Source organism: Bacillus sp. VT 712, assembly GCF_001614195.1.
In the GTDB taxonomy this organism is placed as follows: Bacteria; Bacillota; Bacilli; order Bacillales; family Bacillaceae_H; genus Priestia; species Priestia flexa.
Genome location: NZ_LWBK01000004.1, coordinates 34,078 through 57,432, shown reverse-complemented (window position 1 = coordinate 57,432; position 23,355 = coordinate 34,078). Strand labels below are relative to the sequence as shown.

General features: G+C 38.2%; 24 protein-coding genes and 1 pseudogene. 7 read left to right on the top strand and 18 right to left on the bottom strand.

Features of this window, described 5'->3' with window-relative positions; translation table 11 throughout:
• Nucleotides 1-10 precede the first annotated feature (10 nt).
• The 4 genes from A2U94_RS02865 to A2U94_RS02850 all read right to left on the bottom strand — a co-directional run bounded on the left by A2U94_RS02865 (nt 11) and on the right by A2U94_RS02850 (nt 3,146).
• Nucleotides 11-811 carry a YihY/virulence factor BrkB family protein gene (locus A2U94_RS02865; RefSeq protein WP_025911152.1) on the bottom strand — a complete coding sequence of 267 codons (801 nt, stop codon included), beginning with the start codon at nt 809-811 and terminating at the stop codon, nt 11-13.
• A 337-nt stretch (nt 812-1,148) separates the two neighbouring features.
• Entirely contained in the window at nt 1,149-1,448 is a 300-nt protein-coding gene (locus A2U94_RS02860; protein WP_025911153.1) for a TIGR04104 family putative zinc finger protein, read from the bottom strand.
• Between the two features lie 139 nt (nt 1,449-1,587).
• Nucleotides 1,588-2,733, bottom strand: coding sequence for an MFS transporter (locus A2U94_RS02855; protein ID WP_025911154.1), 1,146 nt, complete (start codon nt 2,731-2,733; stop codon nt 1,588-1,590).
• Between the two features lie 5 nt (nt 2,734-2,738).
• On the bottom strand, nt 2,739-3,146 hold the full coding sequence (locus A2U94_RS02850; RefSeq protein ID WP_025911155.1) for a MerR family transcriptional regulator: 408 nt from the start codon (nt 3,144-3,146) through the stop codon (nt 2,739-2,741).
• A gap of 265 nt (nt 3,147-3,411) precedes the next feature.
• On the opposite strand from A2U94_RS02850, the gene A2U94_RS02845 reads away from it, so the two are divergent.
• A complete protein-coding gene (locus A2U94_RS02845) occupies nt 3,412-5,052 on the top strand; it encodes a SulP family inorganic anion transporter (protein WP_025911157.1) in 1,641 nt (546 codons plus the stop codon).
• 332 nt (nt 5,053-5,384) lie between these two features.
• Here the strand turns inward: A2U94_RS02845 and A2U94_RS02840 are convergent, their stop codons facing one another.
• From A2U94_RS02840 to A2U94_RS02830, 3 genes are read right to left on the bottom strand one after another with little or no spacing between them, the layout of a single operon-like run.
• Nucleotides 5,385-5,765 (bottom strand): GNAT family N-acetyltransferase, encoded by a 381-nt coding sequence (locus A2U94_RS02840; protein ID WP_025911161.1) that lies wholly within the window; start codon nt 5,763-5,765, stop codon nt 5,385-5,387.
• Nucleotides 5,766-5,777: 12 nt separating this feature from the next.
• A complete protein-coding gene (locus A2U94_RS02835; protein ID WP_035321211.1) occupies nt 5,778-6,464 on the bottom strand; it encodes a response regulator transcription factor in 687 nt (228 codons plus the stop codon).
• A 14-nt stretch (nt 6,465-6,478) separates the two neighbouring features.
• The gene (locus A2U94_RS02830) at nt 6,479-7,945 is read right to left on the bottom strand and encodes a sensor histidine kinase (protein ID WP_035321214.1); all 1,467 of its coding nucleotides are present in this window, start codon (nt 7,943-7,945) and stop codon (nt 6,479-6,481) included.
• Nucleotides 7,946-8,120: 175 nt separating this feature from the next.
• Between A2U94_RS02830 and A2U94_RS02825 the strand changes: the two genes are divergently transcribed.
• Nucleotides 8,121-8,630 carry a GNAT family N-acetyltransferase gene (locus A2U94_RS02825; protein ID WP_157803598.1) on the top strand — a complete coding sequence of 170 codons (510 nt, stop codon included), beginning with the start codon at nt 8,121-8,123 and terminating at the stop codon, nt 8,628-8,630.
• 12 nt (nt 8,631-8,642) lie between these two features.
• On the opposite strand, the gene A2U94_RS02820 is transcribed toward A2U94_RS02825, so the two are convergent.
• On the bottom strand, nt 8,643-9,158 hold the full coding sequence (locus A2U94_RS02820; protein WP_025911166.1) for an SMI1/KNR4 family protein: 516 nt from the start codon (nt 9,156-9,158) through the stop codon (nt 8,643-8,645).
• Nucleotides 9,159-9,373: 215 nt separating this feature from the next.
• Between A2U94_RS02820 and A2U94_RS22075 the strand changes: the two genes are divergently transcribed.
• The 3 genes from A2U94_RS22075 to spoIIP all read left to right on the top strand — a co-directional run bounded on the left by A2U94_RS22075 (nt 9,374) and on the right by spoIIP (nt 11,493).
• Nucleotides 9,374-9,505: a hypothetical protein gene (locus A2U94_RS22075; RefSeq protein WP_258954099.1), complete on the top strand. Its 132-nt coding sequence runs from the start codon at nt 9,374-9,376 to the stop codon at nt 9,503-9,505.
• A gap of 133 nt (nt 9,506-9,638) precedes the next feature.
• The gene (locus A2U94_RS02815; protein WP_025911168.1) at nt 9,639-10,175 is read left to right on the top strand and encodes an RQC domain-containing protein; all 537 of its coding nucleotides are present in this window, start codon (nt 9,639-9,641) and stop codon (nt 10,173-10,175) included.
• A gap of 130 nt (nt 10,176-10,305) precedes the next feature.
• Nucleotides 10,306-11,493 carry a stage II sporulation protein P gene (spoIIP, locus tag A2U94_RS02810; protein ID WP_025911171.1) on the top strand — a complete coding sequence of 396 codons (1,188 nt, stop codon included), beginning with the start codon at nt 10,306-10,308 and terminating at the stop codon, nt 11,491-11,493.
• A gap of 28 nt (nt 11,494-11,521) precedes the next feature.
• Here spoIIP and A2U94_RS02805 read toward each other — a convergent pair whose 3' ends face one another.
• The 6 genes and pseudogenes from A2U94_RS02805 to A2U94_RS02780 all read right to left on the bottom strand — a co-directional run bounded on the left by A2U94_RS02805 (nt 11,522) and on the right by A2U94_RS02780 (nt 16,824).
• Complete coding sequence (locus tag A2U94_RS02805) at nt 11,522-12,649, bottom strand: GAF domain-containing sensor histidine kinase (protein WP_025911173.1); 1,128 nt, start codon at nt 12,647-12,649, stop codon at nt 11,522-11,524.
• 137 nt (nt 12,650-12,786) lie between these two features.
• Nucleotides 12,787-13,533: a uroporphyrinogen-III C-methyltransferase gene (cobA, locus tag A2U94_RS02800; RefSeq protein ID WP_035321217.1), complete on the bottom strand. Its 747-nt coding sequence runs from the start codon at nt 13,531-13,533 to the stop codon at nt 12,787-12,789.
• A complete protein-coding gene (locus A2U94_RS02795) occupies nt 13,530-14,912 on the bottom strand; it encodes a cobyrinic acid a,c-diamide synthase CobB (protein WP_025911175.1) in 1,383 nt (460 codons plus the stop codon). The genes cobA and A2U94_RS02795 overlap by 4 nt, the downstream gene beginning before the upstream one ends.
• Before the next feature lie 290 nt (nt 14,913-15,202).
• Nucleotides 15,203-15,400 carry an IDEAL domain-containing protein gene (locus A2U94_RS02790; protein ID WP_025911177.1) on the bottom strand — a complete coding sequence of 66 codons (198 nt, stop codon included), beginning with the start codon at nt 15,398-15,400 and terminating at the stop codon, nt 15,203-15,205.
• Between the two features lie 320 nt (nt 15,401-15,720).
• Nucleotides 15,721-16,612, bottom strand: a pseudogene (locus tag A2U94_RS02785) (ammonium transporter).
• Nucleotides 16,612-16,824, bottom strand: coding sequence for a hypothetical protein (locus A2U94_RS02780; RefSeq protein ID WP_139109139.1), 213 nt, complete (start codon nt 16,822-16,824; stop codon nt 16,612-16,614). Before A2U94_RS02780 ends, A2U94_RS02785 begins: the two are co-directional and overlap by 1 nt.
• A gap of 292 nt (nt 16,825-17,116) precedes the next feature.
• Here A2U94_RS02780 and A2U94_RS02775 point away from each other — a divergent pair, with 292 nt between their 5' ends.
• Complete coding sequence (locus A2U94_RS02775; protein WP_025911182.1) at nt 17,117-17,551, top strand: helical membrane plugin domain-containing protein; 435 nt, start codon at nt 17,117-17,119, stop codon at nt 17,549-17,551.
• Nucleotides 17,552-17,597: 46 nt separating this feature from the next.
• Entirely contained in the window at nt 17,598-18,776 is a 1,179-nt protein-coding gene (locus tag A2U94_RS02770) for an NAD(P)/FAD-dependent oxidoreductase (protein WP_025911184.1), read from the top strand.
• Between the two features lie 33 nt (nt 18,777-18,809).
• Here the strand turns inward: A2U94_RS02770 and A2U94_RS02765 are convergent, their stop codons facing one another.
• The 4 genes from A2U94_RS02765 to A2U94_RS02750 all read right to left on the bottom strand — a co-directional run bounded on the left by A2U94_RS02765 (nt 18,810) and on the right by A2U94_RS02750 (nt 23,353).
• Complete coding sequence (locus A2U94_RS02765) at nt 18,810-20,054, bottom strand: amidohydrolase family protein (protein WP_035320049.1); 1,245 nt, start codon at nt 20,052-20,054, stop codon at nt 18,810-18,812.
• A gap of 72 nt (nt 20,055-20,126) precedes the next feature.
• Complete coding sequence (locus tag A2U94_RS02760) at nt 20,127-21,128, bottom strand: ABC transporter substrate-binding protein (RefSeq protein WP_025908038.1); 1,002 nt, start codon at nt 21,126-21,128, stop codon at nt 20,127-20,129.
• A gap of 17 nt (nt 21,129-21,145) precedes the next feature.
• Complete coding sequence (locus A2U94_RS02755; protein WP_025908039.1) at nt 21,146-21,994, bottom strand: ABC transporter permease; 849 nt, start codon at nt 21,992-21,994, stop codon at nt 21,146-21,148.
• A 12-nt stretch (nt 21,995-22,006) separates the two neighbouring features.
• The gene (locus tag A2U94_RS02750) at nt 22,007-23,353 is read right to left on the bottom strand and encodes an FAD-binding oxidoreductase (RefSeq protein ID WP_025908040.1); all 1,347 of its coding nucleotides are present in this window, start codon (nt 23,351-23,353) and stop codon (nt 22,007-22,009) included.
• Nucleotides 23,354-23,355: the final 2 nt, after the last annotated feature.

The following is a 23,355-nucleotide window of genomic DNA, read 5'->3' as shown; positions in this document are numbered from 1 at the left end:
GCAGCGGGTTTTATCGTTGATAACGATGACCGTTTATTAGCCCTCCAATTAATAAAATAGCAGCGGTTAAATAAAACCAAATCATTAAGATGATAATACTCCCCAACTGACCATATATTTCAGAATAACTACCAAACTTCACGTAATACGAAAACCCAGTTGAAGCCACTTGCCAGCCTAGCGTTGCGAAGATAGCCCCTGGCAATACTTCTTTCCATGCAATTTTGGCACTCGGCACCATTTTATAGAAAAAGATAAAGAATAAAAGCAGAAAACTCGTACCGATTCCCCAACGAATAATGGTCCAGCTTGTATACCAAAAATCCGGAATTTTAACTTTTGTTACGATAAAGTGTCGTGAAATTTCCTCTATAATTGGAACGAAAAGCGACAGTGACACGATAATCATAAAGCCAAGCGTCAAAATCAAATCATTTATTAATGCATGAAGAAAAGTTTGCTTTCGCTCAATTTGATGCGCATCATTTAACGAGCGTACAAGAGACTGAATCGCCATTGAAGCAAGCCAAAACGTAGCAATTAAGCTAAAGGACAATAATTTCTTTCCGCTTTGGTTTAAAACAGACGTAACCGACCTTTCAATAATATCGTATGCACTTTCCGGCACAAACGGCTGAATAAGCACCAATAAATTATTGGTATCAATCGGAAAGAAGCTTAGCAATGAAAATAAAAAAATGATAAATGGAATAAAGGACAATAAAAAATAGTATGCTGTTTGCGCTGCTTGGTCAAAAAAACGCTCTGAAAAAAAACGTTGCAAGACCGTTTTTGATGTTTGAACTACCATTTGTATACACCTTCTTTTTGTACATGCACTTTGCTTTAGTATAATAAACTAAAATATGTTTCATTACTTATTTCTTCGTAAAGCATCTCACCCCTTTGCTTAACCAAACGAGTAAATCAGCATATAAGATCATCAGAGACTTGAAAAATGAGCTGAAATTCCTAAAATAAATATCTAGGTGTTTCGTCGTTAGCCATGAAAAATATAAATTTATTTCCCTTTTTTATCTGTTGTAAACATTTTGGTACTAAATAAGTCTTTATTATTAGACTTTGTTACGATGATGACTTTTATTAGTAGCTTACACGCATAAAAAAAGCTCATGTAGACATGAGCTTTACCATAGTGGCTCTTCTTCATCACTTAACTCGTATGAAAAAGGCATCATCATAATTGAAACAACAAATCCGAGGACGGTAACCGTCATTACATTTTGAAGAGGAAAATTAAGTACGGATAAGATAAGCCAAAGAATCAGAGGTGTAAATAAGTAGATTGACAATCTTTTTTGAGATTTTGCGGACATATATTGCTCTTCTCCACAATGTGGACACTTCATCACGTTTCGAAGCGTTAATAATTTTTTAACAGATGTTTTCCAATTCCATTTATGGTCACAGTTCTTACAGGTGGCCATTCGCATCACACTCCTATAATATAGAACACAAATTTACGTTCTTGTCTCCATTATACACTATTTTTTGATTTCCTCAAAATTAGTCAAAAAAAAGAGAAAGGCTACGTGCCTTTCTCTTGGTACTTTTATCCTACTATCTCTAAACTTTTTTTACTTTCACTTTCATGATAACAAACGCTACAACTGCTATGATAGCAGCAACTAAGAAAGGTGCTTGAGGCGCTATTGCATGACCGATTACACCTGATAATAACGGTGCAAATGCAGCTCCTAACCAGCGAAGGAAATTATATCCACCTGAAGTAATCCCTCTTTCATACGGTGATACTTCCATAACGTAGCTTGTAAATAGTGCATTGTTTAGTCCTGATACTAAGCCTGATGCCATAACGAGAATAATACGTAGCGCCGTATTATCTGTTACAAATAGTAAAGCTAAGATAACAACAAAGATAATCAAGCTAATATGAAGCACTTGTTTCGGCGGATACTTCATTTCTAATTTATGAGCTAAAATAGCAGATCCGTAAGCTAAGCATAACCCCCAACCAAAGAAGACAAAACCAATTTGCAAGGCACTAATCGGTAAAATAAGAGGTGTATAGGCTAACACCGTAAAAAAGCCATAATAATAAAGCATTCCGGAAAGCGCACCTTGGGTAAACGGCTTACACTTATAGAGCTGAATAATATCTTTAAAGCCTGCTGCCTTTCTTAGCCTACTAGAACCAGGTTGTTTAACGATTGTTAAAACGAGAATAAATGCAATAAAAATCAAAATACTAGTTCCGATAAACGGTAGTCTCCATGAAGAGCTACCAAGTACACCACCAACAAGTGGTCCACCTGCCATTCCTAATCCGATAGCTGCTTCGTACATTCCAACCGCTTGTTTCACTTCACCTGATAGTGCAATTAACAGCGTCATAGCAGTTGCGAAGAAAAATGAATTACCTAACCCCCAGCCGGCACGGAAAATGGATAGCTGTGGAATATTATTAGACAAGCCACAAAGCGCAGCGAAAATTGTTACGATAATAAGTCCTGTAACCATCAAGCGTTTATCTCCAAATCTGGAAGCTAAAATCCCAGCTGGAATCATCATGATAGCCATCATTAATAAGTATGACGTAAATAGCATTTCAACTTGCCAGTGAGAAGCTCCTATTTGAGCCGCAATCTCTGGTAAAATTGGATCTACAACTCCTATTCCCATAAATGCTAAAAACGTAGCAAAAACCGTGATGACTTGACCAACACGGCTTTTAGAATGTTGTTGTTCCACACGCGTCACTCCTCTTGTTCCTTTCGCTTCCGAATGTCTGTAGCTCGTTTATGCATGGCCTCTAATTCCTCTTTAAATGTCATCATCTTATCGACTTTGTACATAATCATTTCCATTTGAGTATGAATCATATTTTCAATTTCCAATACATCTTGAGCTGAGACATCCTGATCTCTTTTTGCTTGTTCAATCGTTCTTCTTAACGACATAAACTCTTGAAGTTCTTGCAGGGAAAAGCCAAGTACTTCTTTTGCTTCTGCTACTTTTTTCAACTCACTTACTTCATCTTCCGTGTAGAGTCGAACATTTCCCTTTGTACGTGAAGGAGGCAAAATTAGCCCTATTTCTTCATAGTAGCGAACTGCTCGTTTTGTTAAACCTGTCATTTTTGTTACTTCATCAATTTTGTACATGTACAGTAAACCTCCAGGGATATAACATTAACGTTAACGTAAACTTTACTTTATAAGAATACTTAACGTTAACGTTAATGTCAACGTATTGATTTTGATTCACTTATAATTTCAAGCATATTTTCACTCTATATTTTAGATAAGTTTTGCCGTCTTTTAAGAAATTTTTAAGAATTCCTTTCACTTTTCTTTACGATTGCTCCTTAGACTAAGTGTATCACCTTAGAACAGACCGTCTATTGATTATACAAAGGAGGATACTCAAATGAAAAAGGCGACTAGGTTTCAAGATTATAACGGAGAACGCTTTCAAAAAGATTTGATCGCTGGACTCGTGGTAGGTATTGTAGCAATTCCTTTAGCCATGGCATTTGCCATTGCTTCTGGCGTTCGACCGGAATATGGTATTTATACAACGATTATTGCCGGGATTTTGGTCTCCTTATTCGGAGGATCCAGATTCCAAATCGCAGGTCCGACAGGTGCGTTTGTTCCTATTTTATTAGGAGTTGTCATGCAATATGGTTATGAGAATTTAATTATAGCTGGCTTTATGGCAGGAATTATCTTAGTTACCGTTGGACTTCTTAGGCTTGGAAAGTTTATCAAGTTCATTCCAAAACCAGTGACAATTGGTTTTACTGCCGGCATTGCAATTATTATCTTCTCAGGACAAATTGCAAACTTTTTAGGATTACACAATATAGAAAAACACGAAGCTTTTCACCTTAACATGTGGGAAATTATCACAAACCTATCTGCTGTCAATATTTATAGCATACTAATAGCTATTATTTGTTTAGTAATTGTCCTTATTGCACCGAAATTTATTCCAAAGGTTCCTGGTGCGTTGTTAGGCATTCTATTTTCCACTTTGATTGCCGTTCTTTTTTTTCAAGACAAGGTTGCCACCATTGGATCAACCTATGGTCCAATCCCAAATGAACTCCCTACTTTTCAGTGGCCTGAATTAACAATTGATACCATTGTTATGCTATTACCAGCAGCACTTGTAATCGCTATGCTCGGTGGAATTGAATCGCTTCTATCAGCTATGGTAGCTGACAGTATGACAAAGACAAAACACAACAGCAACAAAGAGCTTGTGGGACAAGGAATTGCCAACATGACCACTTCCTTATTTGGAGGTATTCCTGCAACAGGAGCAATCGCTCGAACAGCAACAAATATTCGTAACGGAGGAACTTCGCCTATTTCAGGAGTTGTACACGGCCTTGTTGTACTCATCGTTTTGTTGGTATTAGCACCTTATGCATCTCATATTCCACTAGCAAGCATGGCACCTGTATTAATGGTCGTTGCTTTTAATATGAGCGAACGAAAAGAATTTGCTCATATTTTCAAAACAAAAACTGCAGACTCTGCAGTTTTAGCAATTACGTTCTTACTAACCGTATTCTTCGATTTAACAACAGGTGTTGGGGTAGGATTGCTCTTTGCCATTATTATGTTTGTTAAGCGTATGAGCCAATCGCTTCACGTTTCAAAAACAAACCATGATGATGAAAAATCCCAGCTTCAAATGTACACGCTAGAAGGCTCGCTCTTTTTCGGCTCGGCTGAACGATTAGAAGAAGCAACGGATAGTATCATTCAATCGAATGCAGACGTTGTTATTTTAAAAATGGAGCAGGTTTCATTTATTGACACCTCAGGCGAAAATCTACTATCAAACGTTCATCAAAGGCTTAATGAAGATAACCGGGCATTATTAATTACAGGGCTAGATGCTCAGCCAAAAGAGATGTTTCTAAAAACTGGACTGTATGATCGAATTGGACGGCAACACTTTTTTTCTCAGGCAGGTAAAGCACTTGATTATGCACAATCTTTTGTTCATACAAAACGTAAGCGAAAAGCTAATCAACCCGCATTTTCTTCTTAAATACAAAAGAGACTGAGACATAAGTAGTTCAGCCTCTACTATACCTGAACGATTGAGAGTTCATAACTTTTAACCGTTCAGGTTTTTTGGTTGATTGTGAAAACAATGTTGGAAACAGGGTGGAATGGAGCGTAGGACACTCGACTCCTCCGGGAAAGAGAGGGAAAACGGAGATCCCAAAGCACAGCGAGGAAGCTCAGGTTCCTCCCCGCGGAAAGCGAGTGGCCGTAGCGCAATGGAACGAACGTGTTGAGACAAACCAAAGAGATGGGAACAGCTAGTGTTCATCTTTTAGAAGCCATCATTTTGTTATGTCCCAAACTCTTTTTTACTTATTGATATTCCATTAACCAATAGCGTTCAGATACAGGGCCTTCTTCAACCACTTGCACCCACCCCTTCTTCTTATAAAACAGCAGCGCTTTGTCATTTTTTGATACGCACTTCAGACGCAGTGGCGGATTCATTTTTTGAATGGTTGCATCTACTAACGCTGTTCCAACACCTTTTCTTGAATAATCGGGATGCACAAATAAGCAGTGAATAAAATTATCAGGAAGATCCAAAGATACAAACCCCACAACTTTATCATCAAGCTCAGCAACTAGTAGATGTTCACCTACCATATCCCTATCAAAATCCTCAAGCTGAAAGGCTTCAGCTTTCATCCAATGAAAGTGGTGACTGCGAGATTCCAAATAAATAAATCGCAATTTCCTTCCCCCTTAAATATTAAAGCGATATCCCGCTCCCCAAATTGTCTCTAAGTACTGAGGCTGGGCAGGGTTTTGTTCAATTTTCTCACGCACTTTTCGTACATGCACCGTAACAGTTGAAATATCTCCAGTCGAATCAAACCCCCATAAGTTTTCAAACAGTTGTTCTTTGCTAAGTACTTGGTTTGGATGAGTAATAAGAAATAATAATAAATCGAACTCTTTTGTGGTAAATGTTACTTCCTGATTATAAACGAAGACGCGACGGGCTAGCTTATCCAATTCAATATGATGAACTTTAATTAGTTTTTTTGTGTGATTGCGCTCGCTCAAGCGCTCATAGCGAGATAAATGCGCTTTTACTCTTGCTACAAGCTCTCCAGGGCTAAATGGCTTTGTGATATAATCATCCGCACCCAGCCCAAGACCTCTAATCTTATCGATTTCTTCTTTTTTAGCTGATACAAGTAGAATAGGTATATCTTTTACCGCTCGAACTCGTTTGCACACTTCAAATCCGTTTAGCTTTGGGAGCATAATATCTAAAATGATTAGGTCAAACTCTTCGTTTAAAGCTCTTTCTAAACCTTCTTCTCCGCTATGCTGCACATGTGCTTCAAACTGGTTAATTTCTAAATAATCACGCTGTAACTCTGCAATACTTGGCTCATCCTCAATTAGTAATATACGCTTCACTCTTGCTATCACCTCTATTTAGTTATTTTTCGCAAAGAAAAATAGATGCTTGTTTCTTTATGTAATGTACTTGTTGCCCAAATTGATCCACCGTGCGAGTCAATGATTTGTTTGGCAATTGCTAGCCCTAGACCACTTCCACCCGTCTGCGTATTTCTCGATTCTTCAGCTCGATAAAACTTGTTAAATATGTAAGGAAGCGCTCTCGGCTCGATACCGCACCCGTTGTCTACTATTCTTACAATTACTTCACTTTCATTTTCACTGAGCACCAGTTCAATACGCTTATCCTCTTTATCCATAAATTTGATGCTATTTGTAATTAAGTTCATTATTACTCGCCGCAGCTTATCTGTATCTACTTTTACATAAGCTCTTTTAGAAAGCGTTGTATAAAAGCGTAATAGCACTCCTTTTTCTTCTAACTCAAATTGCAGCTCCTGGTTGAGGTTCTCCATAAAATCATTAATATTCACGGTTTCAAAATGAAACGGTACTTCATGCAAATCTAGTTTAGAAAATAAAAAGAGCTCGTCAATTAAGCTATTCATATCCTTTGCTTTTGTAGAAATTGTTGATAAGTATTTTTCAAGCTTTTCAGGTGTGTTGGCTACGCCATCTTGTATCCCTTCAACATAACCAATGATTGAGGTAATCGGCGTCTTTAGGTCATGTGAGATGCTTGACAGCAGCTGCTTACGATTTTCTTCATAATGAACCTGAAGGTCAATAGATGATTGCAGCTTTTTTCTCATTTCTTCAAAAGAATTGGTTAACTCATTTATTTCATCTTTGGAATTGTGCTTATACGGTATTGAGAAATGAACGTCTCCTTGACGAATGCGTTCAGCTGCTCGCTTTAATCTATAAATTGGCTTAATAACGCTTCTGGACACAACATAGTTAACAAAACCAATGATCACCACAAATAAAAGCAAGAGAAAAATAAATAAAAACGGAAAAACTTTATGAACAATTCCAACGTAAGGGCTAATGCTTCGTAAAACAAAAACAGTTCCTTCATCCCGATTTGGAAAGAAAAAATCTAATTTGATGTATGAATAAAACTTATTTTTAATTCGAATAATGTCTTGTTCATATGTAGCTGATTTTGTACTTTTTTCATTAAAATGCGGCAGCTCTTTGTCCACTGTTCGCTGATCTATAGAGAACGATGAGTACGTCACTTCTTCATTCTTTCTGACAATTACATCAATGCCTTCTTGCTCATAACTTTTAATTATTTGCTGATTTAAAAGTTGATTTGGGTCCTCTTGACTCAGCAGCTTTACATTTAAAAATGTCGTTTCTTCTTCCGGTGTTAAGAGCTTATATACATATGCATTGGAGTATGTTTTTTGCAGAAAGTTAGCATCCCCTGTAATTGAAAAAAACACTAAGAAGCCAAAAAGCAAAAGCAGAAGCACAAAAACTAAAACCATGCTAAGATAGGTTAATAAAAAGCGAAGTTTTAATGACATGTCCACATCCTTTCTTCTTGCCGAAAAAGAAATTATTATTAAACTATTTTGATAATTAAACCATATCACAAAAAAAATTAAGAATCTCTTAATATGGTCCTACATTACAATTATTTACATTTCATTCATGTTATTCATTCATTTTTGTATACGGAGGGTTCACACATTGCAGTTCATGAAAGCAAATTTTAGCCATATAAACAGTATTTCAACATTATATATTGATAGTTGGAAAACCACTTATCGCGATCTAGTTCCAGACTCTTATTTAGAAAAGCTCTCCTATCAAGAAAGCGAAGAAAAGTGGAGCAATTTTTTACAGAAGGACGGGGCTTCTATTGTAGCAGCCTTCAGCGATCAGCAAACTATCGTTGCTTTTGGTGCGTATGAACAATACAGCCACTCATCACATAAAGGTGAATTGGTTGCATTATACATTTCAGAAGGCACACAAGGCCAAGGACTTGGAACCTTGTTAATGGACTTTATTAAAAGGGACCTTTATTCCTTAGGCGTCCAGTCAATCGATATTTGGGCCTTAGGAAAGAATAAGCGTGCAGTCAACTTTTACAAACGTCAAGGGGCACGGTTCGTAAAAAACCAGCCCCACGAATTTGACGGGGTATTTTTAGACGACGTTTTATACACCTATGATCTTACAAACAACAAGACGTGCCGCTCATAGCAGCACGTCTTGTTATTGAAACCGTTTAATTCGTACAAGAACTGGCTGAACGGACCACGTCCAAAATAAATTACCTTGGCTCATTATTAGTCGATCAAACCACTGTTCAAAAGTCATATGTAAGTTCACCGCTTGCTCAACCGGCTCATATTTGCTTTTAATTATGACTGAGTGCTCGCTTGCTTCTACTCTTCGGAGTAAAATCTCATTCTGATTGACAGCTCCAATAGTTATATAGTCTTCACTACATTGACTCTCCGTATCTTCCAAACGGTATAAGACAACGCTGTTTTCTACTAGATTTGACTCAAATAAGCGACAGCCGTTCGTTTCCCTTAAAAATTCTCGGTAGTCTTTTGGCATAACGCACCTATGCTTTTGTTCAAATTGATGAATTATTTCTTCTACTAAACCCTCGTAAAATGTGCACGTGGTGAAATTAACTTCTCCATTCCCTTTATACACTTCAATTACATCGTTATTTTCCCATAGCCTTTGTTTTAGTGCGTTTATTGTTTTTTTGACCATAAGATCCTCCTATTTTTGGATTGAACAAAAAAACATACATACACTAATTACACAAATGGGTTCTTAATTCCTTCTTTCACTTATAAATACAGCTACCATTAAATACTTTCTCCCTTATTTTAAAAGTAAAAATTTATTCAGAATTCAACACATCAAAACTTTTTCTTTTATGAAAATGTAGCTACAATACAACCTACAGGAAAGGAGTTACGATAATGGCAGTATCTGAAAACTTATCGATTCAGTTTGAAGATTATCCGCAGCTAACTTTTATACTACTCGGTCGCAAAAACAAAACGGTGCGCTCATCGAGTACAAAAAAACAAAAGCATTACTCCCTCGTTTGAACGAAGCTGTTTTATTAGCTCTTCAAACATATTCCATAGATGAGCAATTGCTTCTTAATTCGTTTTTATATAATAATGCAGCTGACGGTTTTCCTATTCCAATTGACCGAATGGAAACAATTTATCCACACCTTTGGAAACCACAGTCGTTTCTAATGAAGAAATTGAGCTGTCACTACCCTACTTTTCTAAATGGAACGTTGAATCACATACTGCACTGTTTCAAACAATGGAAGCCTATGTTGCCTTATTAAATGAAAGTGGCATACATCAGCAGCTTGATGGATTTTCATCTATGTACAAACAGGAATTAAATCAGATTCAAAAAGAACCAGTAGAAGTACCGATAATGGTCCAAAAGAAACCACTTTCTTCTCTGTCTTTTTATAAGCTTCTAGAATTGATAGAGCTACTACAGGATTCTCAAACACAAGAAGTTTATTTCCAAGTAGTTGAAGGTCAATCAACAAACAGTATGCGCCAAAAAGGCTTAACAAACTTACACGCACACGACCTCTTGAACAACGTGAAGCGAAAGCATATTATAACGGTATTTGACCAACTTCAACATTTAAATCTCATAACAAAGAATAGCCGAGGCTTTACGCTGACTCCTAAAGGTCGTCGAATTTATCAACTGTTAACAGCTAAACATGCTTCTGCTAGCTAACCGATTCGGTTCAGCTAGCATTTTTTCTAGCAATTACTCTATTATGTTCGAAAATGTCCTCATATTTCCTTTCCATTCCTCATAAACTAGTTACTAGATTCAGAAGCGGTCTTGAAGGGAGTAAGCGATATTGAAATCTAGTAACGATAACCGTGCTAACTTTTTTGTTCTCACATATAGAATGATTATGGTCATTATATGCGTTGTTGTCCTCATTTCTTCAGCAGTCTTTGTAGTAAGCTACTCCGCATTCAAAGAGCAGTTTCATTCATCGATTGTGTATCAGACGTTATCAAAACATAAAGCAGAAACTCTATATTATTTAATGAGCCAAGAAAATCAGCATTTTAAGAAAGCGTTTGACGATAATTTTTCTACGCCTTCTTTATCTTCCACTCTACTAGAACTTTCCACTAGCATACGAACACAAGATGCGAGAAGCTTATTTGGATCTGAAATTCCAGGTTTTAGCATTTTTGACTCGAATTTAATTATTGCGGGTGAAGGAACTAATTTTACAAACTTTCCAAAAGAATCAGCTCCTCCAATCGAAGAAGTGTTAAAGGAAAGAGAAGTAGACAAGGAAGAAGTTGAACAACCTTCTACGGAAAAGGAAAAAGAGCAAGAAGAAAAGCCTCCAGCTAACACAACAAATGGACGAAAAGTCGTCTATATCTACCATACGCACAGCTGGGAGTCCTATTTGCCTTTACTAGGTTTAGAAGGCGATGGTAATGCTGATAAAGCAGCCGATAGTAAAACTAATATTAGCATGGTCGGAGAAATGCTAGGGAGAGAATTAGAATCACAAGGTATTGGTGCTGAAGTCGACACAACAAATATTGGCGCAAAGCTAAATGAAAAGGGTTGGAAAACACCGCGCTCTTATGCGATGTCTCGTACTATCGTACAAGAAGCCATGGCACAGAATAAAGATTTAACCTACCTTATTGACCTGCATCGAGATTCCCTTCGTAAAAAAGATACAACGATTCAAATTAATGACAAGTCGTATGCACGCGTCATGTTTGTATTGGGAAAAGAAAATCAAAACTTTGAGCAAAACTTAAAGCTTTCAAAAGCGCTTCATGAAGGGTTAGAAAAGAAGTATCCTGGATTAAGTCGTGGTGTACTCGGTAAAAGCAAAGCGAGCGGAAATGGAGTTTACAACCAAGATTTATCCACTAATGCTATTCTCATTGAAATGGGTGGCGTTGATAACAATATGGAAGAATTAACGAATACCGTAAAAGCGCTAGCAGATGTTCTCAGTGAATTTTACTGGGATGCTGAAAAGGTTAACGGAAATGAATCATAAGAAAAAGCTGCCAAGAGGCAGCTTTTTCTTATGATGTAGCGGGTAGTTGAATACTAACAACGGTCCCTTCATAATCATTTGCAATACTCATAAAGCCTTGATGCTCTTTAATAATGCTTTGACAAATAGAAAGACCTAACCCTACCCCTTCATCTTTCGTTGAAAAAAAGGGATCTCCAATTTTATTAATAATCGACAACGGAATACCAGGACCGCTATCTTTTATAAACAAACAGACCGTATCCTCTTTGTTTTGAACGTAAACTGCTATTTTCCCATTATGACCAATCGCTTCAATAGCATTTTTTATAATATTTAAAAACACCTGCTTTATCTGTGAAGCATCAAGCCATAACTTCGGCACGTAGTCGTCCGTTTCCAAGCAGATAGAAATATTATGTAGGTTCGCTTCGCTTTGCAATACGCCAATTGTTGCTTGCATAACGTCAGTAATGGAAGTTAGTGTTTTTTTAGGCGCAGTGGGCTGCGTGACTAGTAAAAAGTCACTGATAAGCTCATTCATTCTATTTAATTCTGTTAACACAAGATCTTTAATATGACTACTGGTTTGGTTGTGCTCTTCAAACAGAAATTGGATAAAGCCTTTTACTGACTGCATAGGATTTCTAATTTCATGAGCTAAACCAGCGGCAAGTTGACCTACAAGCGCTAACTTATCTAAATGCTGTATTTTCTCTTCAAACTCTGGAATAATTACCTGCTGCTGTTGAGAAATGATGGTACCTAATACGTTTGCTAAGCGCTTAATTGATGAAACTTCTTGTTCTGTAAAAGTCTGTGGATTGGGATCTACTACGCATAGAGTTCCAAAGAGTTTACCATTTTCTAATACAATTGGTGCACCTAAGTAAGAGCCAACATCCGCATCATAAATAGCCTGCAGATGTTTTGTTCGAACATCGCACTTCGTATCAGAAATGACAAGTGACTCTTCACACGTTACCAAATTACAAATCGAAAGCTCAATTGGTAACGTTAATCCCTCATGGAGTAGACTTCCACCTTCGCTATTTACAATTTTCATAATTGAAAACACGTCATCAAGCGTGCCGATAAAAACCGTGCGACTTTTAATGAGGTCAATGGCTATTTGAAGTATATCTGTCAGCGCATCTTTATTGAAAACTTTATTCACTGTAATCACCCGTAGCTTTGGATTCTTTTACATTTATTATAAGGTTTTTACTGCTTCAGGTACACTATCTTTAGTCGCTTTTTTCAGAAAAACCCTTCAAAGTCACATGGGCATAGTAGCCAACTTACTTAATCTTCTTATTCAAACCAGCGGATAGCTTCTCTTACCCCAACCACATCTCCTATAAGGACAATTGCAGGATGCGCTACTTTCGCTGTCTCTGCAATCGTTACGATATCTTCTAACGTTCCTGTTACCGTTCGCTGCTTTTCTGTTGTGCCCCATTCAATAAGCGCTACCTGCGTATGTGGATTACGTCCATGCTTAATGAGCTGCTCACAAATATACGGCAGATTACCAACCCCCATATAAAACGCAATCGTATCAATACCCGTTGCAAGCGCTGGCCAGTTTAGGAAGTCTTGTCCTTTTTCTTCTCGACCGTGTCCTGTTACAATTGCAAACGATGTAGCATGATCGCGATGAGTCACAGGAATTCCAGCATAAGCAGGTGCTGCAATTCCTGATGTAATCCCAGGTACTACTTCAAAAGGAATACCATGCTGAACAAGAAACTGTGCTTCTTCTGCTCCGCGTCCAAATACAAACGGATCTCCTCCTTTTAAACGAGTGACCGTTTTTCCAGCAAGGGCATGTTCTACTAATAAGCTATGAATTTTATCTTGAATAACCCCATGCTTTCCCGGTAGCTTCCCACAAAAAATTAGCTCTGCATCCGCTTTTGCATATTCTAATAATTTTTCGTTAGCCAGTCGATCATATAAAATAACATCTGATTGTTGAATGCATTCAACGCCATAAACCGTAATTAATTTCGGGTCTCCAGGTCCCGCTCCCACAAGAAATACTTTCCCAGCTGTCATAGTGAATCGCTTCTTTCTCTTTTAAATTTTTCACATTTGTTTATCCAGTTTTCAACAAGCTCCGTTGATGATCCGAAATGAAAGTGCGTATAGCCTGCAACAAGATTCTCTTTTAAATAGCCTTCATCTTTTACCCCTACCATACTTGTTGTCTGATAAGCGTGTGGAAGCTTTTGGGCTGAATGAAAAGTTGAGTAATGAAACTCATGCCCTCTTGCTTTTACGCCGCCTTCTAATAAAAAGTTGCCTTTAGCACCTTCAATTTCTCTGTAACCAAGCTCAGCAAGCTGCGTTTGCATATGTGCCTCTCCAGGAATGATGCCAACCATTTCAAACTTTTCTTTATCTGTCGTGACGATTGCTTCGGTTAAATACATAAACCCTCCGCACTCTGCTAACGTCGGTGTTCCACGATGAATTGCTTGCTTAATAGACTCTTTCACTTCGTTTTTATCAGCTAACTCTGCTGCAAACTCTTCAGGAAACCCCCCTCCAATATAAAGACCATCTATATTACTAGGAACCTCTTCACCTTGCAATGGTGAAAAATAAACAAGTTCCGCACCTTTTGCTTTTAATAACTGTAGATTTTCTTCATAATAAAAATTGAAGGCTGCATCTCTTGCAACAGCAATTTTCACTTTAAAAGGTATTTGAGGCGAAAAGATAGCAGTATAACCTTTAAGAGTGGGCGCCTTAGAAAGCTCATAAATTTTTTCTACATCAATCGTTTTTAAAATGGCTTGACTTAACTCATGAAAAAAGGGTTGCAAGTCACCACGTTCTATTGAAGGGATAAGGCCCAAATGTCGTTCCGGCATAGAGAACTGTTTGTATCTTGGCAAGTAGCCTACAACTGGAATTCCGCACTCCTTCTGAACCGCTGCTTGAATTAGTTGAAAATGCCCTTGACTGCCGACTCGATTTGCAATAACGCCTACGATGTTGACTTCTTCTGAAAGAAGCTGAAAGCCTTTCACAATTGCAGCAGCACTTCTTGCCATTCCAGAGCAGTCAACAACTAAAATGACGGGGCTGTTTGTTAAAATACTAAGCTCAGCGGTGCTTCCATGATTGCTGGTGGGTGCTTTTCCATCATAAAAGCCCATCACTCCTTCTATAACTGATATATCAGCTCCATCGCTCGCATGATTCATAATTGCTGCTATCATCTTTTCCTCAAGCATCCAGCTATCAATGTTCCTTGAAACCCTTCCCGTAACAGCTGTATGATACGTTGGATCTATGTAGTCTGGTCCGCACTTGAAGCCCTGTACAACATAGCCTTCTTGACGGAGTGCTCCCATCAATCCAATTGTAAGAGTCGTTTTGCCTACTCCGCTTTCAATTCCTGCAATGACTATTCTTCGATTAGACATGCAATCTCCTTTCTTCTTGCTTATGTAATGTGCAATATCCTACTATACCTATCGTGATAATCCTTCACATAGTAGCTTATATTACTGAATTTTTCAACTCCTTTTAACGGAATATAAAAAGCTGCAGGCGCTTAGAATGTCTAAACGACTGCAGCTTTTTTACCTTTATTATCCTTATACTGCTGACAACCTTAGTCTAGCATCATTAAAATAAACAACTTCCGAGTTTGATGCATTAAAATCGTTCCTGTATAGTAGAGGCTGAATTACTTATGTCTCAGCCTCATCTATTAAGAAATACTCTTTAGCTGATCAGTTAGTTTAAAGAAATCTTCTTTGCTTTTCTTTTCTAATGACTGGTCGATTTCTTTTTTCAATTTCGCTTTTTGAAAGTCTGCAATAACTTTATCTAAGAACATTTCGGCAATTAGGGAATCTAACACTTTCACATTCGATTTCGGCGACGAATTCAGCAAATTTTTCTTCATAAGAAATCAACTCCTTATCTTTTTTATACTATAACATAAATTTTCTGACTTTTCAATCATTTTGCAGGAATTAGAAAAATTCTTCTTTTTTTACACATAAAAAGAAGCTGGGACATACCAAAATAATTTCTTCTCACAGACGAATGATAACTGTTCTACCATCGTTAGGTTGGAAGAATAAGTTTACTCCATTACGCTACAGAAATTCGCTTTTTTTAATTGTCTTTGGAACCAACAAAAAATATCCGAACTATCAAAAGTAGTTAACTCGCAATAGTTCGGATAGATTATTGACTGAAATACTTATGTCTCAGCCTCTTTTATTTTTGTTCTGTTTGTTCGTACTGGTTATAGTATTCAATAAATTCATGAGACTGATTGGCAGCTATAATACTGTGGTAGCTAATATCTAACCCTACTTCTTCCTCTTCCTCTGTGGAGCGAAGCGGTACAAGTAGCGCAATTGCTTTTAAACCAAACCACGTTGCTATAAAGCCCCGCGCGGACAATGCTACTAAGCCAATGAACTGAATCCCTAGTAGCTCAAAGCCACCTCCAAAGAACAGACCACCATCTGTAGCAAATAACCCTACTGCAATTGTCCCCCATACGCCAGCAGCAGCGTGAACCGGAAATGCGCCGACTGGATCATCAATTCGTCTTGCCTCTAACCAATTTGTTGCGGCCATCATTAACAACCCAGAAACTGCACCAATAAAAATGGCAGAAGGCGTACTGACAAAAGCGCATCCTGCTGTAATTCCAACCAGACCTGCGAGTGACCGCAATTGGATAAATAACTGCGGTCATTAGCACTGCATATAACAAATATGCGCAGAAATTAATTCGTTCCGCGACCGCGCCAGATACAATGGAAATCACAGCAATAACAAACGCACATTGAAACAGCCAGAACGTTTCCAAACCGATTGGAATATCTAAATACGATAAATTACCCGTTAGCGCAAAGCCATTTGTACCAACAATACCACCTAAATCATCTCCGTACATAAGTCCGAACCCGATTATATAAAAGCAAAGCGTTCCGATTGTAATATCAGCAAATACCTTCATGATAATATTAACGTTATTTTTATACCGTACAAATCCAGCTTCTAATAATGCAAAGCCGCCTTCCATTAATAGAATCATAGCAGCCGTTAGTACCACCCACGTTGTATTGACGCCCAAGCTAAGTTCTTCAATCCCCATTATCTTTCCTCCATTCGCGATAAACCTTCTACAATCGCTGATGTTAAAATGATTGCCTCGATGACAACCTCTTGTGTTAGCAGTTCAAGCACACGTTCAACTTCACGAATTTTCCCTTTAAACTGCTCAATTTTACGAAGCCTGTCCTTTACATGGACCATATACTTTTCACGATTAATTTCAAATATAGCTGTTTGGTATAGTTCATTCATGACCTTCACGTCATATCTTCTCACATCAAATGTTATATTTTAGATTATATGTGAGAATCGATAAAATCGTCAATCTAAAAATCGGAATTTATTCTTATTTTCTGAATAAACAGAGTTCATTTTCAATAAATGCATCGTTCGACTCTTTCTTAGGTTTTTCCACCAAACCGGTTGCTTTTATAAGGCAATAAATTTACAATAGATAAATGTGCAGGACTTCACAACAAAACTAGAAGTCTAGCAGCTAAAGTGTCTACATATGCAACAATATACAGCAAAGGAGGACGTTCTTATGTCTCAATCAACTATCCAAAAGCCGGCTGAAGAAGCGGTTCAAGCTAAAGGTGCAACTCAATCAGATGTACTTGATCAATTGCTAAAACCAGAAGTTCAAGAATCATTAACAGTTCTTGTTGACAACTTACCAAAGCTAACTGAAATGGTAACTGTATTAACAAAAACGTACGACTTAACACAGTCTCTATTAACAGATAACGTGTTAAAAGAAGATTTACTTGCTGGTGCTAAAGAATTTATCGAACCAATTGAAGGAAAAGTGAAAGATCTTGCTGCTTCAGCAATCGAAGCAAGTGATCGTGCGGAAGCTAACCAATCAACAACTATCGGTTTGTTTGGTTTATTACGTATGCTCAAAGATCCACAAGTTCAAAAACTATTCCGCTTTGCGCAGGCTTACTTAGAAGTAACAGGCGAAAAACAAAAATAATAACAATCTATCATTTTATAAAGCACGAACGGAGGATCGATCTACTATGTCAAAACATATTTTAATTTTAGGTGGCGGCTATGGTGGTCTACTAACAGCCCTAACAGCTCGTCAACACTTAAGTGCATCTGAAGCAAAAATTACAGTAGTAAACCGTTTTTCTACTCACCAAATCATTACTGAACTGCACCGTTTAGCAGTAGGTGGACTATCTGAACAAGCAGTAGCTCTTCCATTAGAAAAGTTACTAAAAGGTAAAGATGTAGAATTAAAGATTGCTACAGTAAAAGAAATTTCACCAGACCAACGTGAAGTGGCATTAGAAGACGGAACAAAATTAAGCTATGACTACTTAGTAACTGCATTAGGTAGTGAAACTGCTTACTTCGGCATTCCAGGACTAGAAGAAAACAGCTTTGTGTTGAAATCAGTAAATGATGCAAACCGCCTACGTGCACACGTAGAAGAGCGCATTGTTGAATTTAGCAAAACAAAAAATAAAGCTGACGGAACAATCGTTGTCGGTGGTGGCGGTTTAACAGGTATCGAGCTTGTAGGTGAATATGCTGACCTTATGCCAAGCCTTTGCCTAAAACACGGTATTGATCCAAAAGATGTTTCTCTATACTGTGTAGAAGCTGCTCCAACTGTTCTTCCTGGTTTCCCAACTGAACTAGTAGAACGCGCTCAATCAAGCTTGGAAAAACGTGGCGTAACATTTGTAACAGGAACTCCTGTTACAAAAATGGATGCTACAACAGTTGAGCTTAAAGACGGTAGCAAAATCGAAACAAAAACAATGGTATGGACTGGCGGAGTTCAAGGTAACTCAGTAGTTGCTAACTCTGGTATCGAAGTAAACCGCGGTCGTGCTCTTGTGAATGAATTCTTACAATCTACTTCTCACGAAGACATTTTCGTAGCTGGTGATAGCGCGGTTGTTATGGGGCCTGAAGGACGCCCTTACCCACCAACTGCACAGCTAGCTTGGCAAATGGGAGAAGTTATTGGCGTGAACTTAGCAGTAGCTATTAAAGGTGGCGCAATGCACGGGTTCTCTCCAGTATTCTCTGGTACATTAGGAAGCCTTGGACGTAAAGATGCAATTGGTACAATCGGCGGAAATAAAACGCAATTAAAAGGTTTGCCAGCGTCTCTAATGAAAGAAGCAAGTAACGTTCGTTACTTGTCACACATCAAAGGTTTATTTGCTCTAGCATATTAATACAGAAAAGCCAACGCACACGCGTTGGCTTTTTTACATAAGTTGCAAAGAACACCCCCACTTCGTATAAGCCGGAATCGTTTCAGCTATAACTTTCCCTCTTCTGATTACATATCTAGGCACCGACTGGTTAAGCATAAGCTCACGAATCGTCCGCTCCTCAAAAAGTAAAAAATTAGCTTCACTTCTTTCTTGAATTCCATACGCTTTGCCTTTTCCAAAAGCAGCGGCTGGTCGTTCTGTAATCATGGATAAAACCCTTTTCACTGGTTCTTCTCCTGTCATATGAGCTAAATGCGCTCCCATAAAAGCGGCTCTTAGCATATTTCCGTCTCCGAAGGGATAAAAAGGAGTCTGAATATCGTCATGAGCAATACAAATATTAATATTTTTGGTATCTAATTCTTTCACCCTGGTAATTCCTGTCGCTTTAGGATATGCATCATTTCTTCCTAGCATCGAACTGTTAATAAGTGGACAACTAACAACGGTTAAACGAGCTTTCTTTATAGCCTCCATTACTGATTCAGCATATTTACTTTCATAATAAGCTAGCGCATTTACGTGGCTGACTACAACCCTACCTTCAAACCCATTTTCAATGGTTAAATTCGCTACTTCTTGTACAAATGTTGAGCTCACTTCGTCTACTTCGTCACAAAAAATATGAATATAGCTTCCATACTCTTTGGCGAGACTAAAACAGTATTCCAAAGAGCGCACTCCTTCTTCTTGACTACTTTCTAAATGTGGCACAGCACTTACTGCGTCAGCTCCCATTTCAAGTGCTTTCCGCATTCGCCCCTGATTTTCAAAGCACTTCCACAACCCATCTTGCGGAAAAGCAATAATTTGTAAATCGATAATTTGTTCATACACTTTTTTTATTTGCAGAATAGCTTTTAAAGCCGTTAAATCATCATCAGATATGTCCACTGCTGCTCGAACACTTAACACCCCATGCTTGATGTACATCTTTAATGCTTGTTCAGCCCTCTCGTTCACGTCCTTGATGGTAAGACTTTTTTTTCGTTTGTTCCATATTGAAATTCCTTCTTGTAACGTACCGGTTCGATTAAAGCTTGGCCAACCTGCAGTCAAAGCGGTATCAAAATGAGTATGCAATTCTACGAAAGGAGGAATAACTATCCCCCCTTTGGCATCTATCACTTTCTTTCCATCCACTAGATCTTTTGTTATATGCATAAACCTTCCATTCGATACTCCAATATTTACAACTTCCACTGCGTGTAACAACCGAGCATTTTTAATAGCCATATCATACAATAGAATCTTCCTTTCTACTAAAAAAGAGAAGATCTACTCTTCTCTTTTCTCTACATTTACGGTTTATTTCTTTAAAAATTCTGTTGTAAAAATCCCCTTAATATCTTCTTTATTTTTAATAATCCCTAAGTCAAGAAGCTGCATTTGAAGTTTATCCCAGCGCTCCGCTGACATATAACCGAAACCTCTTTCAGCAGCATCTCCTCCGAAGATCAATTCTTCTTGTGCTTTTGCACCATATTCCATCGCTTCCATCTTCAAGTCTGGATTTCTCTCTTGAAGGAACGAATTGATTTCATCTGAACTTTCTCGGTAATACTCCCAGCCTTTTACCGTAGCATTCATAAATGATTGAACCACTTCAGGGTTTTCTTTAATCATCTTTTCAGTTGTAAAAATCACGTTTGCATACGTTTCAAATCCAGCATCATGAATGAATAAATAATCGTTTTCTATTCCTTCTTGTTCAAGAGAAAACGGCTCTGACGTCACGTACCCTTGTGTGACCGCATTTTCATCCTCAATAAAGGTTGCTAATGAGCCCGTATACGCACGATCTTTTACCCTATCTAAGTTATAGGCTTTTTTAATATATTCCCAATAACCACTCCCTGGTGCTGTATACACTGTCTTTTCGTTCAGCTGCTTAAAATCTCCTACCGTTCCTTTATGGGTAATTAATACCTGCGGGCTTTTTTGAAAAATTGCTCCAATCGCAACAAGAGGTATTCCCTTATCTCTTGCAATTAAAATATCTTCCGCTTGCGTATAACCAAATTCAGCCTTTCCAGAAGCAACGACTTGGGTTGATGAAATTTGAGGTCCTCCCGGTTCAATTATCATGTCGAGACCTTGTTCTTTATAAAAACCTTTTTTTAATGCCGCGTAGTTACCGCCATGTTCAGGTTGTGCAAACCAGTTTGTAATAAGGGTTGCCGTCTCCAATTTTTTCTCAGTATTATCACTCCCAGACGTCTCTTCACTTCCACATCCTGCCAGAAATAATGACAGTGATACAGCACCAATTAAACCGATTTTTTTTAAAACCCCTTGTTTCACACTCATTTCCCCCTTTTAGAAAATTAGTTCTCTCTCTTCATTTCCGACTCATGCCATGAACCTAACAAAAGCTTAGAAAATAAATTGACCAGCAAGAAAAAGCCAATACCTAAAACAGATGCGGAAATACCACAAGCGAATAGGTATGCCGTTTCCATCCGAGAGGAAGCTACCGTAATGGCATAGCCTAAACCACCGTCGCCCCCACCAATACCGGCTATGTATTCTCCTACGATTGCTCCTACAACTGCTAAGGTACAGGAAATTTTCAATCCTGCCATGATATAAGGAAGAGCAGCTGGAATTCGCACTTTCCACATAATTTGCCAAGGTGACGCTTGGTACAGCTTTAACAAATTAATCATGCCACGATCCGTTGCGTTTAAGCCAATGAGCGTGTTGGATAGCATAGGGAAAAAGCCAATTGTAAACGCAATGATCACAATAGCATTCATACCTGAACCAAACCAAATCACGATGATAGGTGCAATGGCCACAATCGGAATAGTCTGTAATAAAATGGCGTAGGGGTATAAGCTGCGTTCTAGAAGCTTAGAGCTAGACATCAATAGCGCGCCAACCACTCCACCTATTACGCTAAACATAAACCCGAGCATCGACTCTGTGATTGTTCGAATAACAGCACCGCTTAGGTTACTCCAATTCATTACGGCAGCTTCTACAATATCCATTGGTTTTGGCAATAAGTAAGGTGGAATTTGAAGCAGCTGGGTACCAAACTGCCAAAATAGCATAAAAAGCATAAATACGATAACTGGTGGAAGATACGTATTCAATATTGGCCACGTGTTTTTCTTATAGGTGACGTTTACTTCTTGAACTCGATTTAACTCCTGATGCGAATGTTCCATGTTTTCCCCCTCCTATAACTGAAATTCTTGGACTTCTTTAGCCGTCGGCAACTTACCAGGATTCAATAAGTTATAAGGGTCGTTTAGCTCTTTTCGTTTTAATAACTCTTTCATTCTCATGTTGTATCCACCAAACCCGAGTATATATGTGTGCGGATCATTAATTTCTACTTCAATCGTTTTACAAAACTGGATGATTTCATATAACCTCTCTTTTGACTGATATTTCACCACCGGTAGTGAAGCGGGTACAATTTCTCCTTGAATTTTAATGTATTCAAAGTGAAACTGAATTTCATCACCAAATTTACTTCGAAGGTCTGCCATCTGCTCAAATATTCGATCAGTTTGAAAGCGAGCCTGCAAGTAGGTTAAATTGTCTCCATGCTTATGAGCCCATAATGTCGCATGATTCCATGTAAAATCAGAAAGCTTTAGTCCTTTTTGATAGTTTTCAGCAGGAATTGTGTATCCTATGTCTCCATCATATTTATCTGCCAAACAATCTAATAGATGAACTGATTTTTCGTCAATTTCAAGCATAACAATTGACTGACCTTCCCGTAATACTTTCTTCAAGGGGTGAAAGTGAGCTGGAATTGGCCATTCACACACGGAAACCAAACGCTTAAGGATTTCTTCACTATGGGCTAGTTCATCGCTAAACTTAATAGCTTCACGAAAATCATGAAAGAAAACGATATGTTGTGACCATGACACCTTTGGTTCTATCGGCAGCTTCACTTCAACAATAAGACCGGTTGTGCCATAATTGTGAATGTACCGCTGCATGTCATCACCTGAAACAGTTAACAGCTGGGGCATTTCCTCAACGGTCATAACCGTAACGCTACTTACATTATCGTCCCATAAATTCCCCCAACGAATCGATCCGATTCCACCGGAGCCTCCGCATAAGAATCCCCCCACCGTTGCCTTCATATAAGTGCTCGGAAAAATACGAAGTTCCCGATTGTTTTGACGCAGCGTCTTTTCCAATACACCTAAGCGAACGCCAGCCTGCACGGAAACTAAGCGATCTCCTTGCATGTCAATACGATCAAGTTTTGTTAAATCAATAACGATTCCACCTTGTAATGGAATTGCTTGGCCGTAGTTTCCTGTTCCCGCTCCTCTTGGCGTAATAGCTACTTTATTTTTAACGGCAAACGAAACGATACGCTGTAGTTCATCGATTGATGTAGGCGCAATTGCACAATCGGCGATTTTATTTTTAAGCTGCTCATACAGTACTGGAGAATACCAATAGTAGTCTTTTGATAGCTTTTCTCTTAAGACCTCGTTTACAATAACAGCATCAGTTCCAAACTCATTTATGAATTCTTGTAACCACACCATAA